The organism is Dietzia sp. NPDC055340, assembly GCF_053645335.1.
Map to the genome: position 1 here is coordinate 13443 of NZ_JBSHML010000002.1, position 18388 is coordinate 31830.

Here is an 18388-nt window from a genome sequence, read left to right on the forward strand (position 1 = left end):
TCATCCCGGGAGCCATCTGATGCCGATGTTGACGACCCCGTCTCGTGTCGCAGCATGGCGCATCACCGCGTTCGCCATCGCGGTGACGGCCGCCGCGGGGGTGGGACGGGTGGGCTTCTATCAGGAATCCGGTCTCGCGCTCTACTGGCCCGCCGCGGGAGTGATCGTCCTCTGGGCTCTCACCATCAGGTCCAGGATCGAATACGTCGCCTTCGTGGCTCTCACGATGGTGATCCTGTCGATACTCAATCTCCGGACCGGGTTCGAGCTCTCGGAGGCGCTGCTGCTGTCGCTGTCGAACGTGGCGCTGGGCCTGATCACCCGATGGACCTCGCTGGCATTAGTTCCGCTCGGTCGACGTTTCGGGCTGCGGGCCGCGGTGCCCAGCTCGGATCGCTCGCACACGATCATCGCCCGGATGGCGGTCACCTACGACGTGTTCCGACTCTTCGGCGCCGCCTTCGTGGGGGCGTCGCTCGCCTGGGGCGTCACGGCGCTCGGCCTCATCGCCGACGGCAGAAGCCCGACGTTCGTCGACGGCGCGGTCTGGGTGGTCCGGAGCCTGGCCTCCGTCATGCTCATCACCAGTACCGGGCTCGCCCTGATGCATCGTCCCGGATACCGGCGCGAAACCAAGGCCGTCGATACAATTTTCGCGTTCGCCCTCACGATCGTGTTCGCCGCCATCGCACAGGTGATGAGCCCGTATCTCCCGTTGGCGATGATGATCCTGATCCCCCTCTTCTGGAGTGGGGTCCGCTCCACCACGTCGGTGGCCGCGCTGCACGCCGTTTTCACCACGGTGACCCTCCTCGCGATGGTCGCAGGCACCCGTGGCGCCGTGTTCGGACTCGAGTACAGCACGCTGGCGTTGTCGGCCCGCCTGCATCTGATGGTGATCCTGACATTCCTCATCTCCCTGGTGGTGGCCACGGCGGTCAACGAGTTCGTCCGGCTCAACGCCGATCTGACCGCTCTCGCGGACACGGCCGGTCGCCGCGAGACCGCACTGCGGACCGTCACCGAGACGATCCCGGACGCACTGCTGACGGTTGACCAGCACGGCAGGGCCATCCCGCTCAACACGAGCGGCACGACGTTCGTCCGCGCTGACGGTGAAGGGCACCTGCAGCTCGTATCCTGGCCAGGGCACCGTCCCGCAGAACAGCCGGACCTCACTCCCTCAGCGCGCGCGCTCCGCGGTGAGACCGTGGTAGCCGAACCGTTCATCTTCACCGACAGGTCCGGGACACAGCGGACCTTCGAGCTGACCGCCGCGCCGCTGTTGCCGGAGGAGAGTGAAGATTCCGAGCGGGCGCTGCTCCTCATCCGGGACGTCTCGGAGAACCATCGGTTCCTGAGCGAGCTCGAACGACTTGCCAACAGTGACCCGTTGACGGGGCTGCCCAACCGCCGACGCTTCGACAAGGCCCTCGCGGAGCACATCGCCGACCGGGGCCCCACCGGCGGAGTGCTCGTCTTCGACCTGGACGGCTTCAAGAACATCAATGACACCTTCGGTCACGCCTTCGGCGACGGAGTGTTGATCGATATCGCCGGAATCCTCACAGACACGACCGACGACGCCGACGTCCTCACCCGTCTCGGAGGCGATGAGTTCGCCATCCTGGTCCCCGACGGCGACAGAGAACGCCTCGAGTCGCTCGCCACCGCGCTGGTCGACCGGACCCGGGAGTACTCGCGCACCCTGGACGGGGCGGGCCGGGAACTGTCCGTCTCCGTGGGCGGGGTGACGATCGCCTCCGCCATGGCGAGAGGGGTCGCGCCGTTGGTGGCGGCCGACCGGCTCATGTACGACGTCAAATACTCGGGTCGAGACAACGTAGTGATCCTCGGCGACCACGATGCGCCGGAGGACCGGATAACCTCGCCGTACGAGTGGAAGGTGCGGCTGGAGAAGGCACTACTCGGCGACGATCTGCAGCTGCACCTCCAGCCGATACTCGACGTCGAATCGGGCCGGATCGTGGGTGCGGAAGCCCTCGTCCGCCTGCTCGACGACGGCCGGGTGGTCCCACCGTCCCAGTTCGTTCCGATCGCGGAACGATCCGGAATCATCACGCAGATGGACATCTGGGTGGTCAGAGAGGCCATCCGCATGATCGCGCGGCTCCGGGAGCTCGACGAGGACCTGTCCATCTGGATCAACTTCTCTGCCCACTCGATCGGCAGCACCGACCTCGAGCGGGTGTTGTTCGAGGAGTCCGACGCGCGCGGTGTTCCGCCGTCCGCGGTGGTGCTCGAGCTCACGGAGACGGCGAAGCTCGACGAAGTAGCGGCAGCTCGGACCTATGCGAAACGCGTGCGCGACCGCGGGTTCCGGCTCGCGATCGATGACTTCGGTACCGGCTTCGGCTCGCTGCTCTACATGAAGATCATGCTCTTCGACTACGTGAAGATCGACGGAGAGTTCATCGCCAACCTTGATTCGTCCGCGACGGACAGGGCGATCGTGCGTTCACTTGTCGATCTGGCCGGCAAGCTCGGCATGGACGTGGTGGCCGAGCACGTGGGCTCGGACGCCGTCCTCGACGTGGTCCGAGACGAGGGGATCCACCTCGCCCAGGGCTTCGGGATCGGCCGCCCCTACCCCGAAGCCGAATTCGTGCGCAGATTCCTACAGGGCCGCTGATACCCACACCTCATTCATGTCCCGGGCAGTCCGATACCGCCGGTGGACACCACGACGAGAACGTCCGTCGCCCGGGACAGCCCGACGTAGACGCGCTCGCGCAGCCTGTCCATGCCCGCGTGGTGGTTGCACACCAGGACCACGGCGGGGCGCTCGAGACCCTTGAAGCCCAGGACGTGACCGTAGAAGATGTCCTCGCCGTCCCAGAAGGTCTCCCAGTAGGCGTCGTTTCCCTCCTGCTGGAGTTCCACCTGCATCGGGTGGCGGGATCCCGTGGTCAGCAATGCCACATCACGTGGCTGCCAGCCCCCGTCGAGCAGTCGTATCGCCTCGTCATCCGCCGCGGCGATGAGGTCCCGGCCCTCGGACACGTCGACGTGCCTCACCGCCGGCCCCGTTCCTCCGCGTAGCTCCATCCGCTGTCCGACAAGCGGCAGGAATTCCGAGGCGATCTGGCGGGTGTTCCGCAGGTTGTGGTCGAGCACCAACGGCACCAGGTCGACGGGCGGGCGACCGGGGCGCTCGAACACGCTCTGACCGGCGTCACCGACGATCATCAGCCGACCGTTCTCCCGGTCCCGGAGTGCGCCGATGACGGGCCGCCACCACTCATCGGCGAAGTCCTGGGCCTGGTCGACGATCACCGCGTCGAACTTCTTGCCCTCGGGCAGCCGGTCGGCGAGCTCCGCCATCAGTCGCGGAAGTTCCACCTCCCACCAGTGCACGGTCTCCTCCGAGCGGACGCGCTCGTCGGGACCGGCGGGCGCGCCCCACTCCACGCCGAGCGCATGGAATTCGCCCACGTAGGCGGGCTGCTCACGCCGACGCCACCCGGCGGTGACGCGCTTGAGGTAACCGGCCAGGCCGTGCGAGTAGCAGATCAGGGCGACCCGCTGCCCCGACCGCGACAGCCGTCGAGCCTGTTCCAGCGCGAGAAAGGTCTTGCCGCTCCCGGCCCCGCCGCGTATCTCCACGCGCGGCAACGCATCGACGGCCCGGAGCAGCACCGACTGTTCGCGGGTGAGGGCATCCGCGATGTCGGCGTTCTCCGAAGCCCTGGCCACCACGTCACGCTGCGGCAGCCCTCGTCCGCCGAGCACCTCCGCGAGACGGTCGACCGTGGCCGGCTCCAGGAACGGTCTGTCCTGGGGACCCGAGTCCCGGGCGAGGCGGTAGGCGATGGTCGCGACGTGATCCAGCTGGCCGCGGTCGGCGATCCGGTTGCGTTGGATCTCGGGAAGAGCGAAATCGTCGGGGATCGAGGCGTTGGGGAACACGAGCATGTGGGTCCAACGCTGATACTGATCCGGCCACCGGGGGTCGGCGCTGACGAAGCCCCGGAGCGCATACAGCGCGTCCCTGCACTGCGTGACCGGATCGATCAGGTACTGCTTGGTGCCGCTCCCCTGCACCCACCGTCCGTCCTCCACCGTGATCTGGCCGGCCTTGACCTCCATCGCGACGATCCCCGCGCCGGGCATCGCGACAAGGATGTCGACTTCGTGTTCCTTCTCGTCCGTGGAGATGCGCTGGCCCACGATGACGAGACTGTCCTCGGACAACTGATTTCTCAGGAGCTCGACGACCGTCTCCTCGGACGGATGACCGTAGACGGGGTGAGCGGGAAGGACTCGAGCCATACAACAGGGATACCCCAGCCCTGCCCGGTGGCGCCGTGGCGCCGTGAACTCCTCAGCTACGTCGGGTGGCCCTGACGACGACGTCGTGCACCGTCACCGCACGCCCTCCGGGACCTCGCATCTCGCGCGGTCCCTCCTCCGCGGTGGCGATCACCCAGCGGTCGGCTGTCAGCCGCTCGGCGATCGCGGCCCCGGACGCCGAGGCCTCGGCGGGCGGGGTCGACTCACCTTCGTGGCCATGCCCGCCGCTTCGGCTGTGGTTGTGGCCGTCGCCATGGCCGTGCCCGTGCCCGTGCCCATGGCCGTGGCCGTGGCCGTGGCCGTGATCTTCCCGGTGCAGATGCCCCACGATGAACAGTGTCCCGCCGGGCTTGACCCAGTCCGCGATCCGCTCGTAGAAGTCGAGCTGCGGCATCGCCGGATGCGCATAGTGGGTGGTGACCAGATCGAAACGAGTCCCAGGCTCCCACGTCGACAGGTCCGCCCGCACCCAGGAGATGCGGTCCCCGGTATCGGTGCCCGCGGCGCGAACGGCTGCCCGCTCGAGCGCTTCGGCGGCGATGTCGGCCGCAGTGACCTGCCATCCCTGCGAAGCCAGCCAGATGGCTTCCGCGCCGGCCCCGCATCCGGCTTCGAGCGCCGACCCCGGGCGCAGCCCCGAGACCTCGCGGATCAGATGCGGATTGGGCGCGCTGCCGGTCATCGCCGACGCTCGACCATCATCCTCGCCGCCCGACCAGACGTCGTCCCAGTACTGACGATCGAAGTCGTGTGTCATCGGTGTGCCCCACTTCCCTGTGCCTCGACGGCGCGCTCGAGATCAGCCATGATCAGCATGGCGTTGATGTGCTGCGCCGCCCGGGTGCCCTGCGCGGCCGACAGTCCGACCTGCGCCATGACGTCCGCACAGTTTCCGGCGGCCCAGACTCCGGGGACCGAGGTGGCGCCGAAGTCGTCGACCTTGATGAACGAACCCACCGGGTGATCGTCCACCTCCAGCCCCAGAGCGCCGAAGGAATCGGTCCGGACGTCCAGCCGGGTGCTGACCACCACCGCGTCGAGGTCTGTCACCCCGCCCTCGGCGGTGTCGTCGTCGACCCTGACGCCGACCACGCGCCCACCGTCGGACTCCACCCGCGAGATCTCCCCCTCGACGATCGGGATCCCCAGCGCCTCCATGTTGCGGCGGTCCCCGTCGTCGACCGGTCGGCCGCCGGCGAAGTAGGTGACGCGGGGACTCCACTGGTGGAACATCACGGCCTGGTGACCGGACATCGGGCCGGTCGCCAGGACACCGATCCGCCGGTCGCGGACCTCCCAGCCGTGGCAGTAGGGGCAGTGCAGGACCCCGTTGCCCCACTGCTCGCGCAACCCCGGGATCGCGGGCAGCTCGTCCGCGACGCCGGTCGCGATGAGCAGGGTCCGGGCCGGCAGGACGGTGCCGTCACGCAGGGACACCTCGAAACCGTCACCGACGGCGCGGGCGTCGACAACCTCACCGGCGCGGATCTCGCCGCCGTACCCCTCGACCTCCTCACGGCCGCGCGCGACGAACTCGGACGGGTTCATCCCCTCCCGCGCGAGCAGCCCGTGCACGCCTTCGGCCGGAGCGTTGCGCGGCTCGCCCGCGTCCACCACCGTCACACTGCGGCGAGCACGCGCCAGTGTGACCGCTCCGCTCAACCCCGCAGCGCCTCCGCCGATCACCACCACATCCCTGGTTTCGTCTCCCCTGCCAGACATAGACACTCCCGTCACCCTGGGCCGCCTGATGCGCGCCGCTCCACTGACAATGGCCCGCGTAGCCAGAATGTGCAAGATCCCTTGCCGGAGTGGCAAACTGTCAGCATGAGCGCCATTGACGACAGGTCAGGCCCCGCCACGGGCGACCCGGACATCCGGACCCTCGACGCGGTGGGACCGCGCCTCAAGCAGTTGAGACAGCGCCGGAACCTCACCCTCTCCGACCTCACCGAACGGACCGGAATCTCCAGCAGCACGCTGTCCCGGCTCGAATCCGGCGGACGCAGGCCCACCCTCGAACTCCTCCTCCCGCTGGCCCGCGCGCACGGCGTCACCCTGGACGAGCTCGTCGACGCCCCGCCCACCGGCGACCCACGCGTGAACATGCGCCCCATCGCGACCGACTACGGCGCGACCGTGATCCCCCTCAGCCGGCGGCCCGGCGGGATCCAGGCCTACAAGTTCGTACTACCGCGAGGAAGGGACGACGACGAGCCGCATATGCATGTGCATGACGGATACGACTGGGTGTTCGTCCTCGACGGGCGCCTCCGGCTGGTCCTGGGTGAGCACGATCTGATCCTCAAGCCCGGCGAAGCCGCCGAGTTCGACACCCGCACCCCGCACTGGTTCGGCGCCACCAGCGCGGGCCCCGTGGAGTTTCTCAGCCTCATCGGCAAGCAGGGCGAACGGGCCCACGTGCGCGCTTCCCCGGCACACTGATCGCGGCCGGGGCGCGGCGATGCGTCAGCCCGACGGATCCACCCCGGATGTGCGCTGCACCACTGGATCCTGACACAATGAACACTGTTCAGGTCGCGCCGCGGCCGCCACGCGTCCAAGGAGTGTCATGAGCATGTCGATCGACAGGGCTCCCGCCCGCAGCGCCACCCGCGATCTCGCGCAGATCGCGGTGTTCGCCGCCCTCATCGTCGTCCTCGGCCTCCCCGGCCAGATCAGCATCGGCTCGGCAGGCGTACCCATCACCCTCCAGACGCTCGGCGTGATGCTGGCCGGCTCATTGCTCGGCTGGCGGAAGGGAGTGCTCTCGGTTCTCGCCGTGATGGTGATCGGCCTGGCACTGCCCGTGCTCGCCGGCGGCCGCACGACGCTGACGTCCCTTGCCAGCCCGACCGCTGGCTTCCTCATCGGCTGGATCCCCGCGGTCATCGTGATCGGTCTGCTGACCGCCTGGCTCATGCCGCGCTACCGCCTCATCCCGGGCCTGCTCATCAACATCCTCGGCGGCATCGTCGTGATCTACGCCTTCGGTGTGGCCGGCATGCTGCTGCGCACCGACCTCACGATGGGCGCCGCCATCGCCGCGAACGGCGTGTTCCTGCCCGGCGACCTGGCCAAGGCGATCGTCACCGCGGTGGTGGCCCAGCAGGTCCACAAGGCGCGCCCGGGTCTCATCGCGCCGCTGCGGCGACGCCGCCCGGCGGCGGCGTAACGTACCCGGCGTGACCGATCCCAGCTCGCCGCGGCCCGCGTCGTCGAATCAGGCGGAACCGACGGACACCGGGGTCGAGATCCGGTTCAGCGACGTCGGCCACGACTACGGCGACCGCACGGTCCTGTCCGGCGTCGACCTGAGCCTGGCCGAGCGCCGAATCGGGATCGTCGGTGTCAACGGCGGCGGCAAGTCCACCCTGGCGCGGATGATCAACGGACTCGTCGTCCCCACCTCCGGCACTGTCACCGTCGATGGACTCGACACCCGCCGCAAAGGCGCGAAGGTCCGTCGCAAGGTGGGCTTCTGCTTCACGGATCCGGACACCCAGATCGTCATGCCCACGGTGGCGGAGGACGTGGATTTCTCCCTCCGCCGTTCGGGATTGTCGAAGGAGGAGCGACGACGACGCGTCGACCGGGTACTCGACACCTACGGCCTGGCCGGGCACGCCGACCATCCCTGCCATCTGCTCTCCGGCGGCCAGAAACAGCTGCTCGCCCTGGCCGCGGTCCTGGTCATGGAGCCCGCGCTGGTCGTTGCGGACGAGCCCACCACGCTGCTCGACCTACGCAACCGGGCGCTGGTCGCGGAAACGTTCGCCGCCCTGCCCCAGCAGCTGGTCGTGGTCACGCACGACCTGGACCTGGTCGCCGACTTCGACCGCGTTCTTGTGGTCGACGGCGGGCGCGTGGTGATCGACGATTTCCCCGGCCCGGCGCTGGCCGGGTATCGCCGCATCGCGCTGGAGCGCTAGATGTTCGCCACCTACCAGCCGGGGAACTCGCTTCTGCACCGGCTTCCGGCGGGATGGAAGATCCTGCTGGTGTGCCTCCTGATCGTGGCGGTCTCGGTCATGGTCCGCGAGCCCTGGCATGTCCTCCCCGCCCTGGCCATGACGGTGGCGTTGTACGCGATCGGTCGGATCCCGCCGCGCGCCGCATGGGACCAGGTTCGCCCCGTGCTGCCGATGCTCATCGCGATCCTCGCTCTGCAGTGGATCGTCGCCGATCTCGATACCGCCCTTCGCGTGACCGGGGCACTGCTGGTCGCGGTCGCGGTTGCGGGGCTCGTGGCGCTGACGACCCGCGTCTCGGACATGCTCGATGCCGTCACCCGCGCAGCCGGGCCGCTTCGCCACGTCGGCGCCTCCCCGGACCGGGTCGCCCTCGTACTCGTCCTGACGATCCGCGCGATCCCGCTACTGGCTCGCCAGCTACGCCAGGTCACCGAGGCCCGGAAGGCCCGCGGCCTGGGGATGTCGATCCGTGCGCTCGTCGTTCCCACCGTTCTCGGCGCGCTCACCACCGCGGATCAGCTGGGCGATGCGCTGGCCGCGCGCGGCGTCGACGACTGAACCTCCTCGGCCGCCGAGCCTGACCGGTGTCCTTTCACACGAGGCAGGCCTACCGTGGGATGTGACTGAACTCACTGGAAAGGCGACCGGCGGCTCGGAGACCCCGGCCGCCCCGGCTGTCGCCGGACGCATGGAAGGTGGACGTGCGATGTCACTGAACAAGGCGGAAGCAGGGACCGACAGCTTCGGGGCCCGAGGCGAACTCTCGGTCGGTGGGACCTCCTACGAGATCTACCGACTCGACCGGATCGAGGGTTCCGGGCGACTCCCGTATTCACTGAAGGTCATGCTCGAGAACCTCGTGCGCAACGAAGACGGACGCCTGGTGACCGCCGCGCAGATCGAGGCGCTCCGCGACTGGCAGCCGGAATCCGAGCGCAATCCCGAGGTCCAGTTCACACCGGCACGTGTGCTCATGCAGGACTTCACCGGCGTGCCCTGCGTGGTCGACCTGGTCGCCATGCGCGACGCGATGACCGAACTCGGCGGGGAGCCGTCCACGATCAATCCGCAGATCCCGGCCGAGCTGGTCATCGACCACTCCGTGATCGCCGATTCGTTCGCCAGTCCCGACTCTTTCGGCATCAACGCCCAACTCGAATTCGAGCGCAACCAGGAGCGGTACCAGCTACTGCGCTGGGGGCAGCAGTCCTTCGACGACTTCCTCGTGGTTCCGCCCGACACCGGCATCTGTCACCAGGTCAACCTCGAGTACCTGTCCCGCGTCGTCTTCACCCGAGAGGGAGCCGGGAAGCGGCAGGCGTATCCGGACACCCTCGTGGGCACCGACTCACACACCCCGATGGTCAACGGTCTGGGAGTGCTGGGCTGGGGTGTCGGCGGCATCGAGGCCGAGGCGGCCATGCTCGGGCAGCCCATGAGCATGCTGATCCCCCAGGTCGTCGGTATCCGGCTCAGCGGCGAGCTGCGGGAGGGCACCACCGCGACCGATCTCGTACTCACGGTCGCCGAGCTTCTGCGCGGTCTCGGTGTGGTCGGCAAGTTCGTCGAGTTCTTCGGGCCCGGTGTCGCCAATGTCCCGCTCGCCACGCGAGCCACCATCGGCAACATGAGTCCGGAGTACGGCTCCACGGCCACGATGTTCCCCGTCGACGCCGAGACACTCGACTACCTGCGCCTGACCGGCCGTGAGGACCACCAGATCGAGCTGGTCGAAGCCTACGCACGCGAGCAGGGCCTGTGGCACGACCCCGACCACGTACCCGATTTCACGCGCGTGGTGGACCTGGACCTGGCGACCGTCGAGCCGTCCATCTCCGGTCCTCGACGCCCCGAGGACCGCATCCCCCTCGGCGACGCCCCCCGGACTGTCCTCGGACTGCTCGCGGGCGAGTACGAGAAGTCCGACTCCGACGAAGGCGGCGTCGACGACACGTCGGCCGACTCCTTCCCTGCCTCCGATCCGGTCTCCCCGGGCGCCAAGCCCGGAAGAGACGCGCCTCCCCGGCACCTGTCCGAGGAGCAGCTCACCGCGAACGAGAAGCTCGGTTGGCCGAGCGACCCGACCGAGGTGGTCATCGACGGCACCGAGGCGATCGTCGACCACGGAGACGTGGTGATCGCCGCGATCACCTCGTGCACGAACACGTCCAACCCGTCGGTCATGCTCGGTGCGGCCCTGCTGGCGAAGAAAGCCGTCGAGCGCGGACTGCGGACCCGGCCGTGGGTCAAGACCACCCTCGCGCCGGGCTCACGCGTCGTCACCGACTACTTCGAGCGCTCCGGGCTCACGCCGTATCTCGAGGAGCTCGGGTTCCACCTGGTCGGCTACGGCTGCACCACGTGCATCGGAAACTCCGGACCGCTCATCCCCGAGGTCAGCGCCGCCGTCAACGACAAAGACCTCAACGTCTCGTCGGTACTGTCGGGAAACCGCAACTTCGAGGGTCGGATACACCCCGAGGTCAAGATGAACTTCCTCGCCTCCCCGCCGCTGGTGATCGCCTATGCACTCGCCGGCAGTCTGCACACCGACCTCCTCACCGAGCCGCTCGGCAGGAACAACGACGGCGAGGAGGTGTACCTCCGCGACATCTGGCCCAGCAGCGCGGAGATCAAGGAGGCTGTCGAGGCCAACGTCGAGGCGGCGATGTTTACCGAGGGCTACTCGGATGTCTACGCCGGTGACGACAACTGGCGCGGAATGCACATCCATGAGGGCGACGTCTACGACTGGGACGACACGTCCACCTATATCCAGCGGCCGCCGTACTTCGACGGGATGGAGGCCGAGCCGGCACCGATCCGCGACATCGCTGGCGCACGGGTGCTCGCCAAGCTGGGTGATTCGGTGACCACTGACCACATCTCCCCGGCCGGCGCGATCAAACGTGACAGCCCGGCCGGGAGGTATCTCATCGACCAGGGCGTCGACCCGAAGGACTTCAATTCCTACGGTTCGCGCCGCGGCAACCACCACGTGATGATCCGCGGCACGTTCGCGAACATCCGGCTCCGCAACGAGCTCGTCCCGGGTGTCGAGGGCGGCGTCACCAAGCACTGGACCAGCGGCGACGAGATGAGCATCTTCGACGCCGCGACGGCCTACCGGGACGAGGACGTCCCCCTGGTCATCATCGCGGGCGCCGACTACGGCTCCGGTTCCTCCCGTGACTGGGCCGCCAAGGGGACCACCCTGCTTGGCGTCAGAGCGGTACTCGCGGTCTCCTACGAGCGCATCCATCGTTCCAACCTCATCGGGATGGGAGTGCTGCCGCTGCAGTTCCCCGACGGGCAGGACGCGGAGTCGCTGGGACTCACCGGCGACGAGGTGTATTCCGTCACCGGACTGGAAGGTGCCGACGGTGTCCCGGACGAGGTCACGGTCACCGTCGAGAAGGACGAGCAGTCCCGCGAGTTCTCGGCCACCGTGCGGATCGATACCCCGGCCGAGGAGGCGTACTACGTCAACGGCGGCATCCTGCCCTACGTGGTGCGTCAGCTGCTCCGCGCGTGACCTGAGCCGACCGGCTCCACCGCCGGCCGGCTCCACCGCGGCCCGCGCAGCTCGCTGTCGCGGTTACGTGCCACGTCGTCGTCCCGGGCTGTCGCTCACCCCGCCCGCGCCGCCGGCGCCACGAACTCGAGCGGCGCATCGTGGTGGTTGTGCTCGTACGGGGCGAGAGCCTCGTCAGCGCCGCGAGCCGCGAGCTGGTCCGCATACTGCTCGAGCGGCGTGCGCGGATCGCCGAACTTCTTGCGTGCCTCCGCAGGCGAGTAGACGCTCGAGGACTCGGCCGGCAGCCCACGGATATGGTCCGTGAGCACCGGGCCCCCGCGCGGGGCGACCCGCTCGAGGAACCACATCTGCGCCCGTGGACTGCGGGCGAGGGCGGCCATCCCGGGCCGGATCACAGCGGTCACGGCGGTGTCGGCGAGCCTCGACTGCCGCACGCCCATGAGCGGCCGCATCCACCGCGGGTACGTGGCGATCACGCCGGAGCGGATCACCGGTCCCAGCACCGCCCGCATCGGTGCCGGCAGCGCGGCGAAGATGGTCCGCATGCCATCGAGGATGAAGTCGATGTTGTGCACGGCGATCTCCGACGAGGCGAGCCGGTCGCGCCAGTCGTCGAAGTACTTCTGGACCTCGCCCCGGGACGTCGGGACGTCGTCGAGGCGGATGGGCTGCACGGCAGCGGCGATCGCGCACTCTCGCCAGTACTCGGTCTCCTCGGCGCGGGAGAGCCTGCCGGGGCCGTACTTCTCGTAGACGTAGAGGATCGAGTGCCAGGCCGTCATGTGGATCCACAGCTGGGAGTCCGGGTCGTTGGAGTCGAATGTCCCGCCGGTCACGGGGTTCGGGCCGTGGGCGCGGGCGTGGACCTTCATGAGGACGTCCGAGGACTTGATCACCGACGCGGCGTCCCCGAACAAGACCGTGGCGAAGTACTGCACGGTCCGGTCGTAGCGCAGTGCGGGCCGCTGGAGCACCTGGCCACTGGCGTCGACCGCCGCGGTGAGATCGGGATCGAGGTGCTCGATGGTGACCGCGCGGATGAAGCCGAGCAAAGCGGAAGTCGGGTACGCCCACACCCGGCGCGCCACCGAATCGGCGGGGAAGAGGCCTTCGTCCGGGCGAAGGTACTGACTCGTCATGGTTGACACCAACCTAGGTTTTGTCCAGACGGTCACGTGACCGTAGCACCGTGGAGTGGTCTACGCCACTACTCGCGCCACTACTCCCACCACTGGCCGGGCCCCCTAGGACTCGGCGGCACCGCGTCGCCAGTAGCCCATGAAAGCCACGGAGCCCTTTGCGATCCCGGCCGCGTCCACGGCGAGCCTGCGCATCGCCTTGACCAGCCCGGCCTCGCCGGCGAGGAACACATACGGGTCGCCCTCCGACACGGCCGTGGCCGGCTGCCACTCACGCTCGGAGGGCCGGTGACCACCCATCACGGTCTCGACGCACCCCGCGCTCAGATCGAGGACGCCCGCCAGGTGACGGAGCACTGCCTCACCGGGCTCACCCGACCGTGCCAGGACAGTGACGAACCCGGGCGCGCCGTCCGCCATCGCGACCACATCACCCTCGGTGGGCACCTCGATCACGATGCTCACCTGGCGCGCAGCCGAGGCGCCGGCATGCTCGGTCCCGGCCGGTCCTGCCGCGAGCTCGTCGGCGATCGCCAGCAATGCGGGCGCGGCGGTCTCGTCCCCCGCGCACACGATGCGTCCTGCCTGTCCGGGCGCCCAGGCGGCCCACGGCGCGTGCCCCCGCCCGGGGCCGGCGATCCGCAGCTCGTCCCCTACCGCGACGCCGCGTGCCCAGCCGGAGCCGGGCCCCTCGTCGTCACCGGGGTGGACAACCATATCGATGGTCAGGGCGGGCACCTGCTCGCCGTCGAGGTCCACCGTGTCGGCCCGCCGCACCGTGTACGTACGCATCCAGCCCCGCTCTGCCTCCGGCAGGGCGAGCCAGGCCCGGATGTCCTCCGGATTTGGAACGACCCCGGGCCCGCCCGGCGGCGGGATGAAGAGCTTGACGTACGCGTCGGCCACGGTTCCCGGGTCCACCACATCGGCGGACCACCTCTGCAGGTCGGGACCGGCCACGACGAGCCGGATGTACGACTGACCCATACGTCGCACGTCGATCACCCGGGTCTCCGAGCACACGATCGGCGCCTCTACAGCCATAGCGGTCATGCTGTCCCCTTCCGTCGGCTCCGTGGCAGCACCACGGGATGTCCCGTCACCGGGTCGGTGATGATGTCTGCGTCGAGGTCGAACACCCTGCGCAGGGTCTCGCGCGTGATCACCTCGTCGGGCGGCCCGGCGGCCACCACGCCGCCCTCGGCGACCGCCACGAGATGATCCGCGACGCGCGCGGCGAGACTGAGCTCGTGCAGGACGGCCACCACGGTTCGCCGTCCGGCACCGGGCTCGCGCGACCCGCCGGGCATCGGCAGATCGTGGACCAGGTCCAACACGTCGAGCTGGTGCGCGAGATCCAGGAACGAGCACGGCTCGTCCAGCAACAGGGTGGGCGTCGACTGGGCCAGCACGAGCGCCACCCAGACGCGCTGCCGCTGCCCGCCGGACAGCTCATCGACCCGGCGATGCGCCAGTCCGGCCGTGTCGGTCAGCGTCAGCGCTTCGGCGACGACCCCCTCGTCGTCGTCACCACCTCCCCACCACCGGCGGTGAGGATGCCGCCCCCGGGCGACCAACTCGGCGACCGTGAGCCCCTCCGGCACCAACGGCGACTGCGGCAGGAACGCCACCGACCGGGCATGCTCGCGCGCCTTGATCCTGGCCAGGTCCCGCCCGGCGACCTCGATCGTTCCCGACATCGGGTGCAGATGGCGGCCCAGCGCGCGCAGGATGGTGGACTTGCCGCAGCCGTTGGCGCCGATGAGGACGGTGGTCCGGCCTGCGGGGATATCGAGGTCGAGATCGCGGATCACCGGGTCTGCGCCGTATCCGAGCGTCAGACCCCGCATGCGGAAAGCGGGCTGTGCCTCCGGCCCGGCCGCGGATGCCGGACGAGAGGATGTCTCTGCGACGGGCGTGGACGTCGGCGCGCGGTCGGCGGTGTTCGCGGGAAGGGTCATCAGACCACCTTTCTCGAGCGCAGGAGGATCCACAGCATGGCGGGGGCGCCGAGCGCGCCGGTCACCACGCCGGTGGGCAGGTCGACGGTGCCCAGCGCCTCGGAGGCCACGATGTCGGCTGCCACGACGATCACAGCGCCGACCAGCGCGGCGGTGAGCAGGCGGGGCCGTCCGCGGCCGAGCGCACCGGCGATGGGGGTGGACAGTAGTGCGACGAAGGCGAGCGGCCCCGCTACAGCTGTAGCGGCAGCGGCGAGCATCGTGCCCACCCCGAGGGCGGCGGCGCGGGTCGGCGCGGGGCGTGAGCCCAGGCCCACGGCGAGTTCGGGGCCCAACTCGGCGGGGCGGAGCGCCGAATGCAGCCACACCCCCGCGGGGATGAGCAGCACCAACGTCGCGGCGAGCCAGGTGATCCGCTGGCCGGAGGCACCGGAGAGCGATCCGACCGTCCACACCGCGGCCTCCTGAGCGCCGCTGAGTGTCAGACGGGCGATTAGCTGGGTGACCACGGCGGTGCCGAGCGCGGCGACGGCCACGCCGCCCAGCAGGAACCGTTGGCCGACGATCCCGGTGTGCCTGCCGGCGGAGGCGGCCAGCACGATCGCCAGCGCCACGCCCGAGCCGACCAGCGCCGCGGGCACGATCGCGATCCCGCGCAGGCCCCACAGAGCCATGCCGGCGACCGCACCGGCCGAGGCCCCGTGCGCGATGCCGAGGATGTCCGGGCTGGCCAGGGGGTTGCCGAGCACGCGGCGGAACAGCGCTCCGGACGCGCCGAACGCGAACCCGGCGAGCGCTCCGAGAACAGCACGCGGAAGTTTGTCCTCCATGACGACGAATGTCGCGCCGGGGATCTGCGCCCCGCCGAGTATCGCCAGGAAGTCGGGGATGGTGACGGTGTAGCGGCCGAGCAGGATCCGCACCGCCATGACGGCGAGGAGAACCACGAGCAGACCGACGACGACACGGAACGCGTGACGCCGACGGCGCGCGGAGAGCGCGCGGACGATCTGAGCCGTATCGGCGTGCGTCGTCGGCTTGTCGAGTACTGCGGTCACGAGGTGCTCACCCCCTGGCCGGCGCGAAGGAGGGCGATGAGGAACGGGACGCCGATCGCGACGGTCATCACGCCCACCGCGATCTCACCGGGCGGGGCGATGACCCGCCCGGCGGTGTCCGCGATGAGCAGGACGACGGGTCCGACGATCACCGACAGCCCCAGGACCACGCGGTTGCCGACACCCACCAGGCGACGGAGCAGGTGCGGGACGAGCAGTCCGAGGAACGCGATCGGGCCGGCGAGCGCGGTGGCGACCCCGGACAGGATCACCACCCCGGACAGCACGACCGCCCGGCCGGCGGCCGGGCCCACGCCGAGCCCGCGGGCGAGGTCGTCGCCGAGCGCGAGCGCGTCGAGAGTGGCGGCCCCGGCCAGGACCAACACCAGGCCGAGCAGGATGAACGGCAGGGCGGCCCCGATCTCCGGGATCCCGGAGCGGTCCACCGACCCGAGGCCCCAGAAGCGGAAGCGGTCGAGAACTGCGGGCAGGGCGATGACCAGTGACGAGGTCACGGCCGTGCAGCCGGCGGTCACCGCGGCCCCGGCCAGTACGAGACCTGTGCCCGAGTCCGCCCCGAGCCTTCCCGCGCCGGTCACCACCAGTCCGGCGGCGAGGGCGCCCGCAACGGCGAACAGGGAGACGGCCGACGGCGCTGCGGCGGGCGCGAGAGCGAGCCCCAGCACCACTCCGAGCGCGGCGCCGGCGGTGAGGCCGAGCAGCCCCGGGTCACCGAGTGGGTTCCGGGTGGCGCCCTGGAGGCCGGCCCCGGCTACCGCGAGCGCCGCTCCCACGAGGATGGCGGTGATCGTGCGCGGCACCCGTGCGGCCACCACGACCTCGTCCATCGAGGCGTTCGAACCGGGAGCCAGCGCCGCGGCCAGATCGCCGGAGAGCACCTGACCCGGCAGGGCGGTGAGGGCCGACCACACCACCACCGGGTCGACCGTGCGGGCACCGATGAACAGCGACCCCGCGATCGCCACGGCGAGCAACGCCACCGACACCACCGTGCCCACCACTGCCCGACTCGGGCCGTGGTGTGGCGGCCGCGCGGTCACCGGTGTGGTGACCGACGGCGTGGTGGGATCGTCGATGGTGGTCACGTGATCAGGACTGCTGTGCTGCGGTGATGATGTCGGGAACAACGTTGTCGAGCGCCCACGGCAGGCTCAGCGGGGATGCCGCGGAGATCGAGAGCACCTGCTGCTCGTCGGTCTGGAGGACCATCCGACCGGCCTCGACGGCGGGGATCCGGCCGAGCAGCGGGTCGGACTCGATCGCCTCACGCACCTGGGGCGAGGTCGCGTATGTCACGAGGATGTCCGACTCCAGCTCGTCAGCGCGCTCGGGCGACCAGGACACGGCGAACTCGTCGGGCGACCCGCTGGAGGCCTCGGAGACCACCGGGGACTGGACCATCCCCAGCTCGGTGAGGAATCGGGGGCGGTTGTCGACGTCGGTGAAGGCGTAGATCTTCTCAGCGGCCTCGGGGTCGACGGTTCCATACACGAAGGTCGTCCCCTGGATGTCCGGGTTATCCGTCGCGACCTGCTCGATCTGGGATTCGACATCGGTGATGAGCTCCTCGGCCGCCTCGGACCGCCCGAGGGCCTCACCGATGAGCCGGGTGGAGTCCTGCCACGCGGTGCCGAACGCCACATCGCCCTCGGGCATCGCGATTGTGGGGGCGATCTTGGAGAGCGTCTCGTACTCTTCGGCGGTCATACCGGAGTAGGCGCCCAGGATGAGGTCGGGCTGCAGTGCGGCGATCGCCTCGGTGTTGATGCCGTCGGTCTCGGAGTACAGCTCGGGCATCGTGCCGCCCATCTCCTCGAGCTTCGAGTCGAACCAGTCCGTCGAGCCGGCGGCGTTGGCCCCGAACGAGTTGCGGGGCATCCCGACCGGGACGACGCCCAGCGCGAGCGAGGTGTCGGCGTTGACCCACGAGACGGTGGCGACGCGGGTCGGCGCCTCCGGGATCTCGGTCTCGCCGTAGGCGTGGGTGACGGTCCGTGGGAAGCTCCCCTGGCGCTCGACATCTCCCGTCACCGCCTGGTCACCGCCACCGTCGACCGCACCGGTCGAGCAGCCAGCCACCAGCGCGATGAGGGCGACCATCACACCGAGAACGAGCAGGATGACCCGCCCGCCGGGGCGCGCGGCGCCGGATGGGGCGACGTCGAGCCGGGATCGTGCGGCGGGTGTGGTCATGGGTTCTCTCCGTCCCTGAGTGTCGCAGCCAGTCCGCTTAGGCTTGGCTAACCTTGGTGTGCGAAACAGTAGAGGCCAGACGGCGCCCGACGCAAGCGCCTTAATGCGCATTCCCACTTCACCTCCCCAACAATGTGATTCATCCCACCCCACCCTTGCTTAGGCTAGCCTAACCTCCCTACCGTTCGCC

Annotated in this window: 15 protein-coding genes; 6 read left to right on the forward strand and 9 right to left on the reverse strand. The window is 69.5% G+C overall.

The features are described 5' to 3' along the window. Window positions 1–19 precede the first annotated feature (19 nt). Window positions 20–2653, forward strand: a complete 2634-nt coding sequence (locus tag ACWIFB_RS01255; protein WP_454057043.1) for a putative bifunctional diguanylate cyclase/phosphodiesterase — start codon at window positions 20–22, stop codon at window positions 2651–2653. Between the two features lie 14 nt (window positions 2654–2667). Here the strand turns inward: ACWIFB_RS01255 and ACWIFB_RS01260 are convergent, their stop codons facing one another. The 3 genes from ACWIFB_RS01260 to ACWIFB_RS01270 form a co-directional block, all read right to left on the reverse strand. Further along, window positions 2668–4293, reverse strand: a complete 1626-nt coding sequence (locus ACWIFB_RS01260) for an NERD domain-containing protein (protein WP_454057044.1) — start codon at window positions 4291–4293, stop codon at window positions 2668–2670. 52 nt (window positions 4294–4345) lie between these two features. Further along, complete coding sequence (locus tag ACWIFB_RS01265) at window positions 4346–4996, reverse strand: class I SAM-dependent methyltransferase (RefSeq protein WP_454057045.1); 651 nt, start codon at window positions 4994–4996, stop codon at window positions 4346–4348. A gap of 71 nt (window positions 4997–5067) precedes the next feature. Continuing rightward, window positions 5068–6036: an NAD(P)/FAD-dependent oxidoreductase gene (locus tag ACWIFB_RS01270; RefSeq protein WP_454057046.1), complete on the reverse strand. Its 969-nt coding sequence runs from the start codon at window positions 6034–6036 to the stop codon at window positions 5068–5070. Between the two features lie 105 nt (window positions 6037–6141). On the opposite strand from ACWIFB_RS01270, the gene ACWIFB_RS01275 reads away from it, so the two are divergent. The 5 genes from ACWIFB_RS01275 to acnA all read left to right on the forward strand — a co-directional run bounded on the left by ACWIFB_RS01275 (window position 6142) and on the right by acnA (window position 11823). Beyond that, entirely contained in the window at window positions 6142–6759 is a 618-nt protein-coding gene (locus ACWIFB_RS01275; protein ID WP_452100187.1) for a helix-turn-helix domain-containing protein, read from the forward strand. A 127-nt stretch (window positions 6760–6886) separates the two neighbouring features. Next, entirely contained in the window at window positions 6887–7489 is a 603-nt protein-coding gene (locus ACWIFB_RS01280) for a biotin transporter BioY (protein ID WP_452100188.1), read from the forward strand. 79 nt (window positions 7490–7568) lie between these two features. Continuing rightward, complete coding sequence (locus ACWIFB_RS01285) at window positions 7569–8246, forward strand: energy-coupling factor ABC transporter ATP-binding protein (RefSeq protein ID WP_452100206.1); 678 nt, start codon at window positions 7569–7571, stop codon at window positions 8244–8246. Further along, window positions 8247–8846: an energy-coupling factor transporter transmembrane component T family protein gene (locus tag ACWIFB_RS01290; protein ID WP_452100189.1), complete on the forward strand. Its 600-nt coding sequence runs from the start codon at window positions 8247–8249 to the stop codon at window positions 8844–8846. 148 nt (window positions 8847–8994) lie between these two features. Then, window positions 8995–11823 (forward strand): aconitate hydratase AcnA, encoded by a 2829-nt coding sequence (gene acnA, locus ACWIFB_RS01295; RefSeq protein ID WP_454057047.1) that lies wholly within the window; start codon window positions 8995–8997, stop codon window positions 11821–11823. Window positions 11824–11918: 95 nt separating this feature from the next. Here acnA and ACWIFB_RS01300 read toward each other — a convergent pair whose 3' ends face one another. From ACWIFB_RS01300 to ACWIFB_RS01325, 6 genes are all read right to left on the reverse strand, one after another. Beyond that, window positions 11919–12965: an oxygenase MpaB family protein gene (locus ACWIFB_RS01300; RefSeq protein ID WP_454057048.1), complete on the reverse strand. Its 1047-nt coding sequence runs from the start codon at window positions 12963–12965 to the stop codon at window positions 11919–11921. Window positions 12966–13070: 105 nt separating this feature from the next. Next, window positions 13071–14018 carry a siderophore-interacting protein gene (locus ACWIFB_RS01305; protein ID WP_454057049.1) on the reverse strand — a complete coding sequence of 316 codons (948 nt, stop codon included), beginning with the start codon at window positions 14016–14018 and terminating at the stop codon, window positions 13071–13073. Then, window positions 14015–14815: an ABC transporter ATP-binding protein gene (locus ACWIFB_RS01310; RefSeq protein WP_452100207.1), complete on the reverse strand. Its 801-nt coding sequence runs from the start codon at window positions 14813–14815 to the stop codon at window positions 14015–14017. Before ACWIFB_RS01310 ends, ACWIFB_RS01305 begins: the two co-directional genes overlap by 4 nt. Before the next feature lie 110 nt (window positions 14816–14925). Next, window positions 14926–15984: a FecCD family ABC transporter permease gene (locus ACWIFB_RS01315; RefSeq protein WP_454057050.1), complete on the reverse strand. Its 1059-nt coding sequence runs from the start codon at window positions 15982–15984 to the stop codon at window positions 14926–14928. Beyond that, on the reverse strand, window positions 15981–17090 hold the full coding sequence (locus ACWIFB_RS01320; protein WP_452100194.1) for a FecCD family ABC transporter permease: 1110 nt from the start codon (window positions 17088–17090) through the stop codon (window positions 15981–15983). Before ACWIFB_RS01320 ends, ACWIFB_RS01315 begins: the two co-directional genes overlap by 4 nt. A 4-nt stretch (window positions 17091–17094) precedes the next feature. Next, window positions 17095–18198 (reverse strand): iron-siderophore ABC transporter substrate-binding protein, encoded by a 1104-nt coding sequence (locus ACWIFB_RS01325; RefSeq protein ID WP_452100195.1) that lies wholly within the window; start codon window positions 18196–18198, stop codon window positions 17095–17097. Between the last annotated feature and the right edge of the window lie 190 nt (window positions 18199–18388).

Coding starts and splice junctions, on each gene's coding strand:
- ACWIFB_RS01305 (WP_454057049.1), bottom strand. CDS start 14,018: ATGACCGCTATGGCTGTAGAGGCGCCGATCGTGTGCTCGGAGACCCGG.
- ACWIFB_RS01280 (WP_452100188.1), top strand. CDS start 6,887: ATGAGCATGTCGATCGACAGGGCTCCCGCCCGCAGCGCCACCCGCGAT.
- ACWIFB_RS01270 (WP_454057046.1), bottom strand. CDS start 6,036: ATGTCTGGCAGGGGAGACGAAACCAGGGATGTGGTGGTGATCGGCGGA.
- ACWIFB_RS01275 (WP_452100187.1), top strand. CDS start 6,142: ATGAGCGCCATTGACGACAGGTCAGGCCCCGCCACGGGCGACCCGGAC.
- ACWIFB_RS01325 (WP_452100195.1), bottom strand. CDS start 18,198: ATGACCACACCCGCCGCACGATCCCGGCTCGACGTCGCCCCATCCGGC.
- ACWIFB_RS01290 (WP_452100189.1), top strand. CDS start 8,247: ATGTTCGCCACCTACCAGCCGGGGAACTCGCTTCTGCACCGGCTTCCG.
- ACWIFB_RS01255 (WP_454057043.1), top strand. CDS start 20: ATGCCGATGTTGACGACCCCGTCTCGTGTCGCAGCATGGCGCATCACC.
- ACWIFB_RS01310 (WP_452100207.1), bottom strand. CDS start 14,815: ATGCGGGGTCTGACGCTCGGATACGGCGCAGACCCGGTGATCCGCGAT.
- acnA (WP_454057047.1), top strand. CDS start 8,995: ATGTCACTGAACAAGGCGGAAGCAGGGACCGACAGCTTCGGGGCCCGA.
- ACWIFB_RS01260 (WP_454057044.1), bottom strand. CDS start 4,293: ATGGCTCGAGTCCTTCCCGCTCACCCCGTCTACGGTCATCCGTCCGAG.
- ACWIFB_RS01265 (WP_454057045.1), bottom strand. CDS start 4,996: ATGACCGGCAGCGCGCCCAATCCGCATCTGATCCGCGAGGTCTCGGGG.
- ACWIFB_RS01300 (WP_454057048.1), bottom strand. CDS start 12,965: ATGACGAGTCAGTACCTTCGCCCGGACGAAGGCCTCTTCCCCGCCGAT.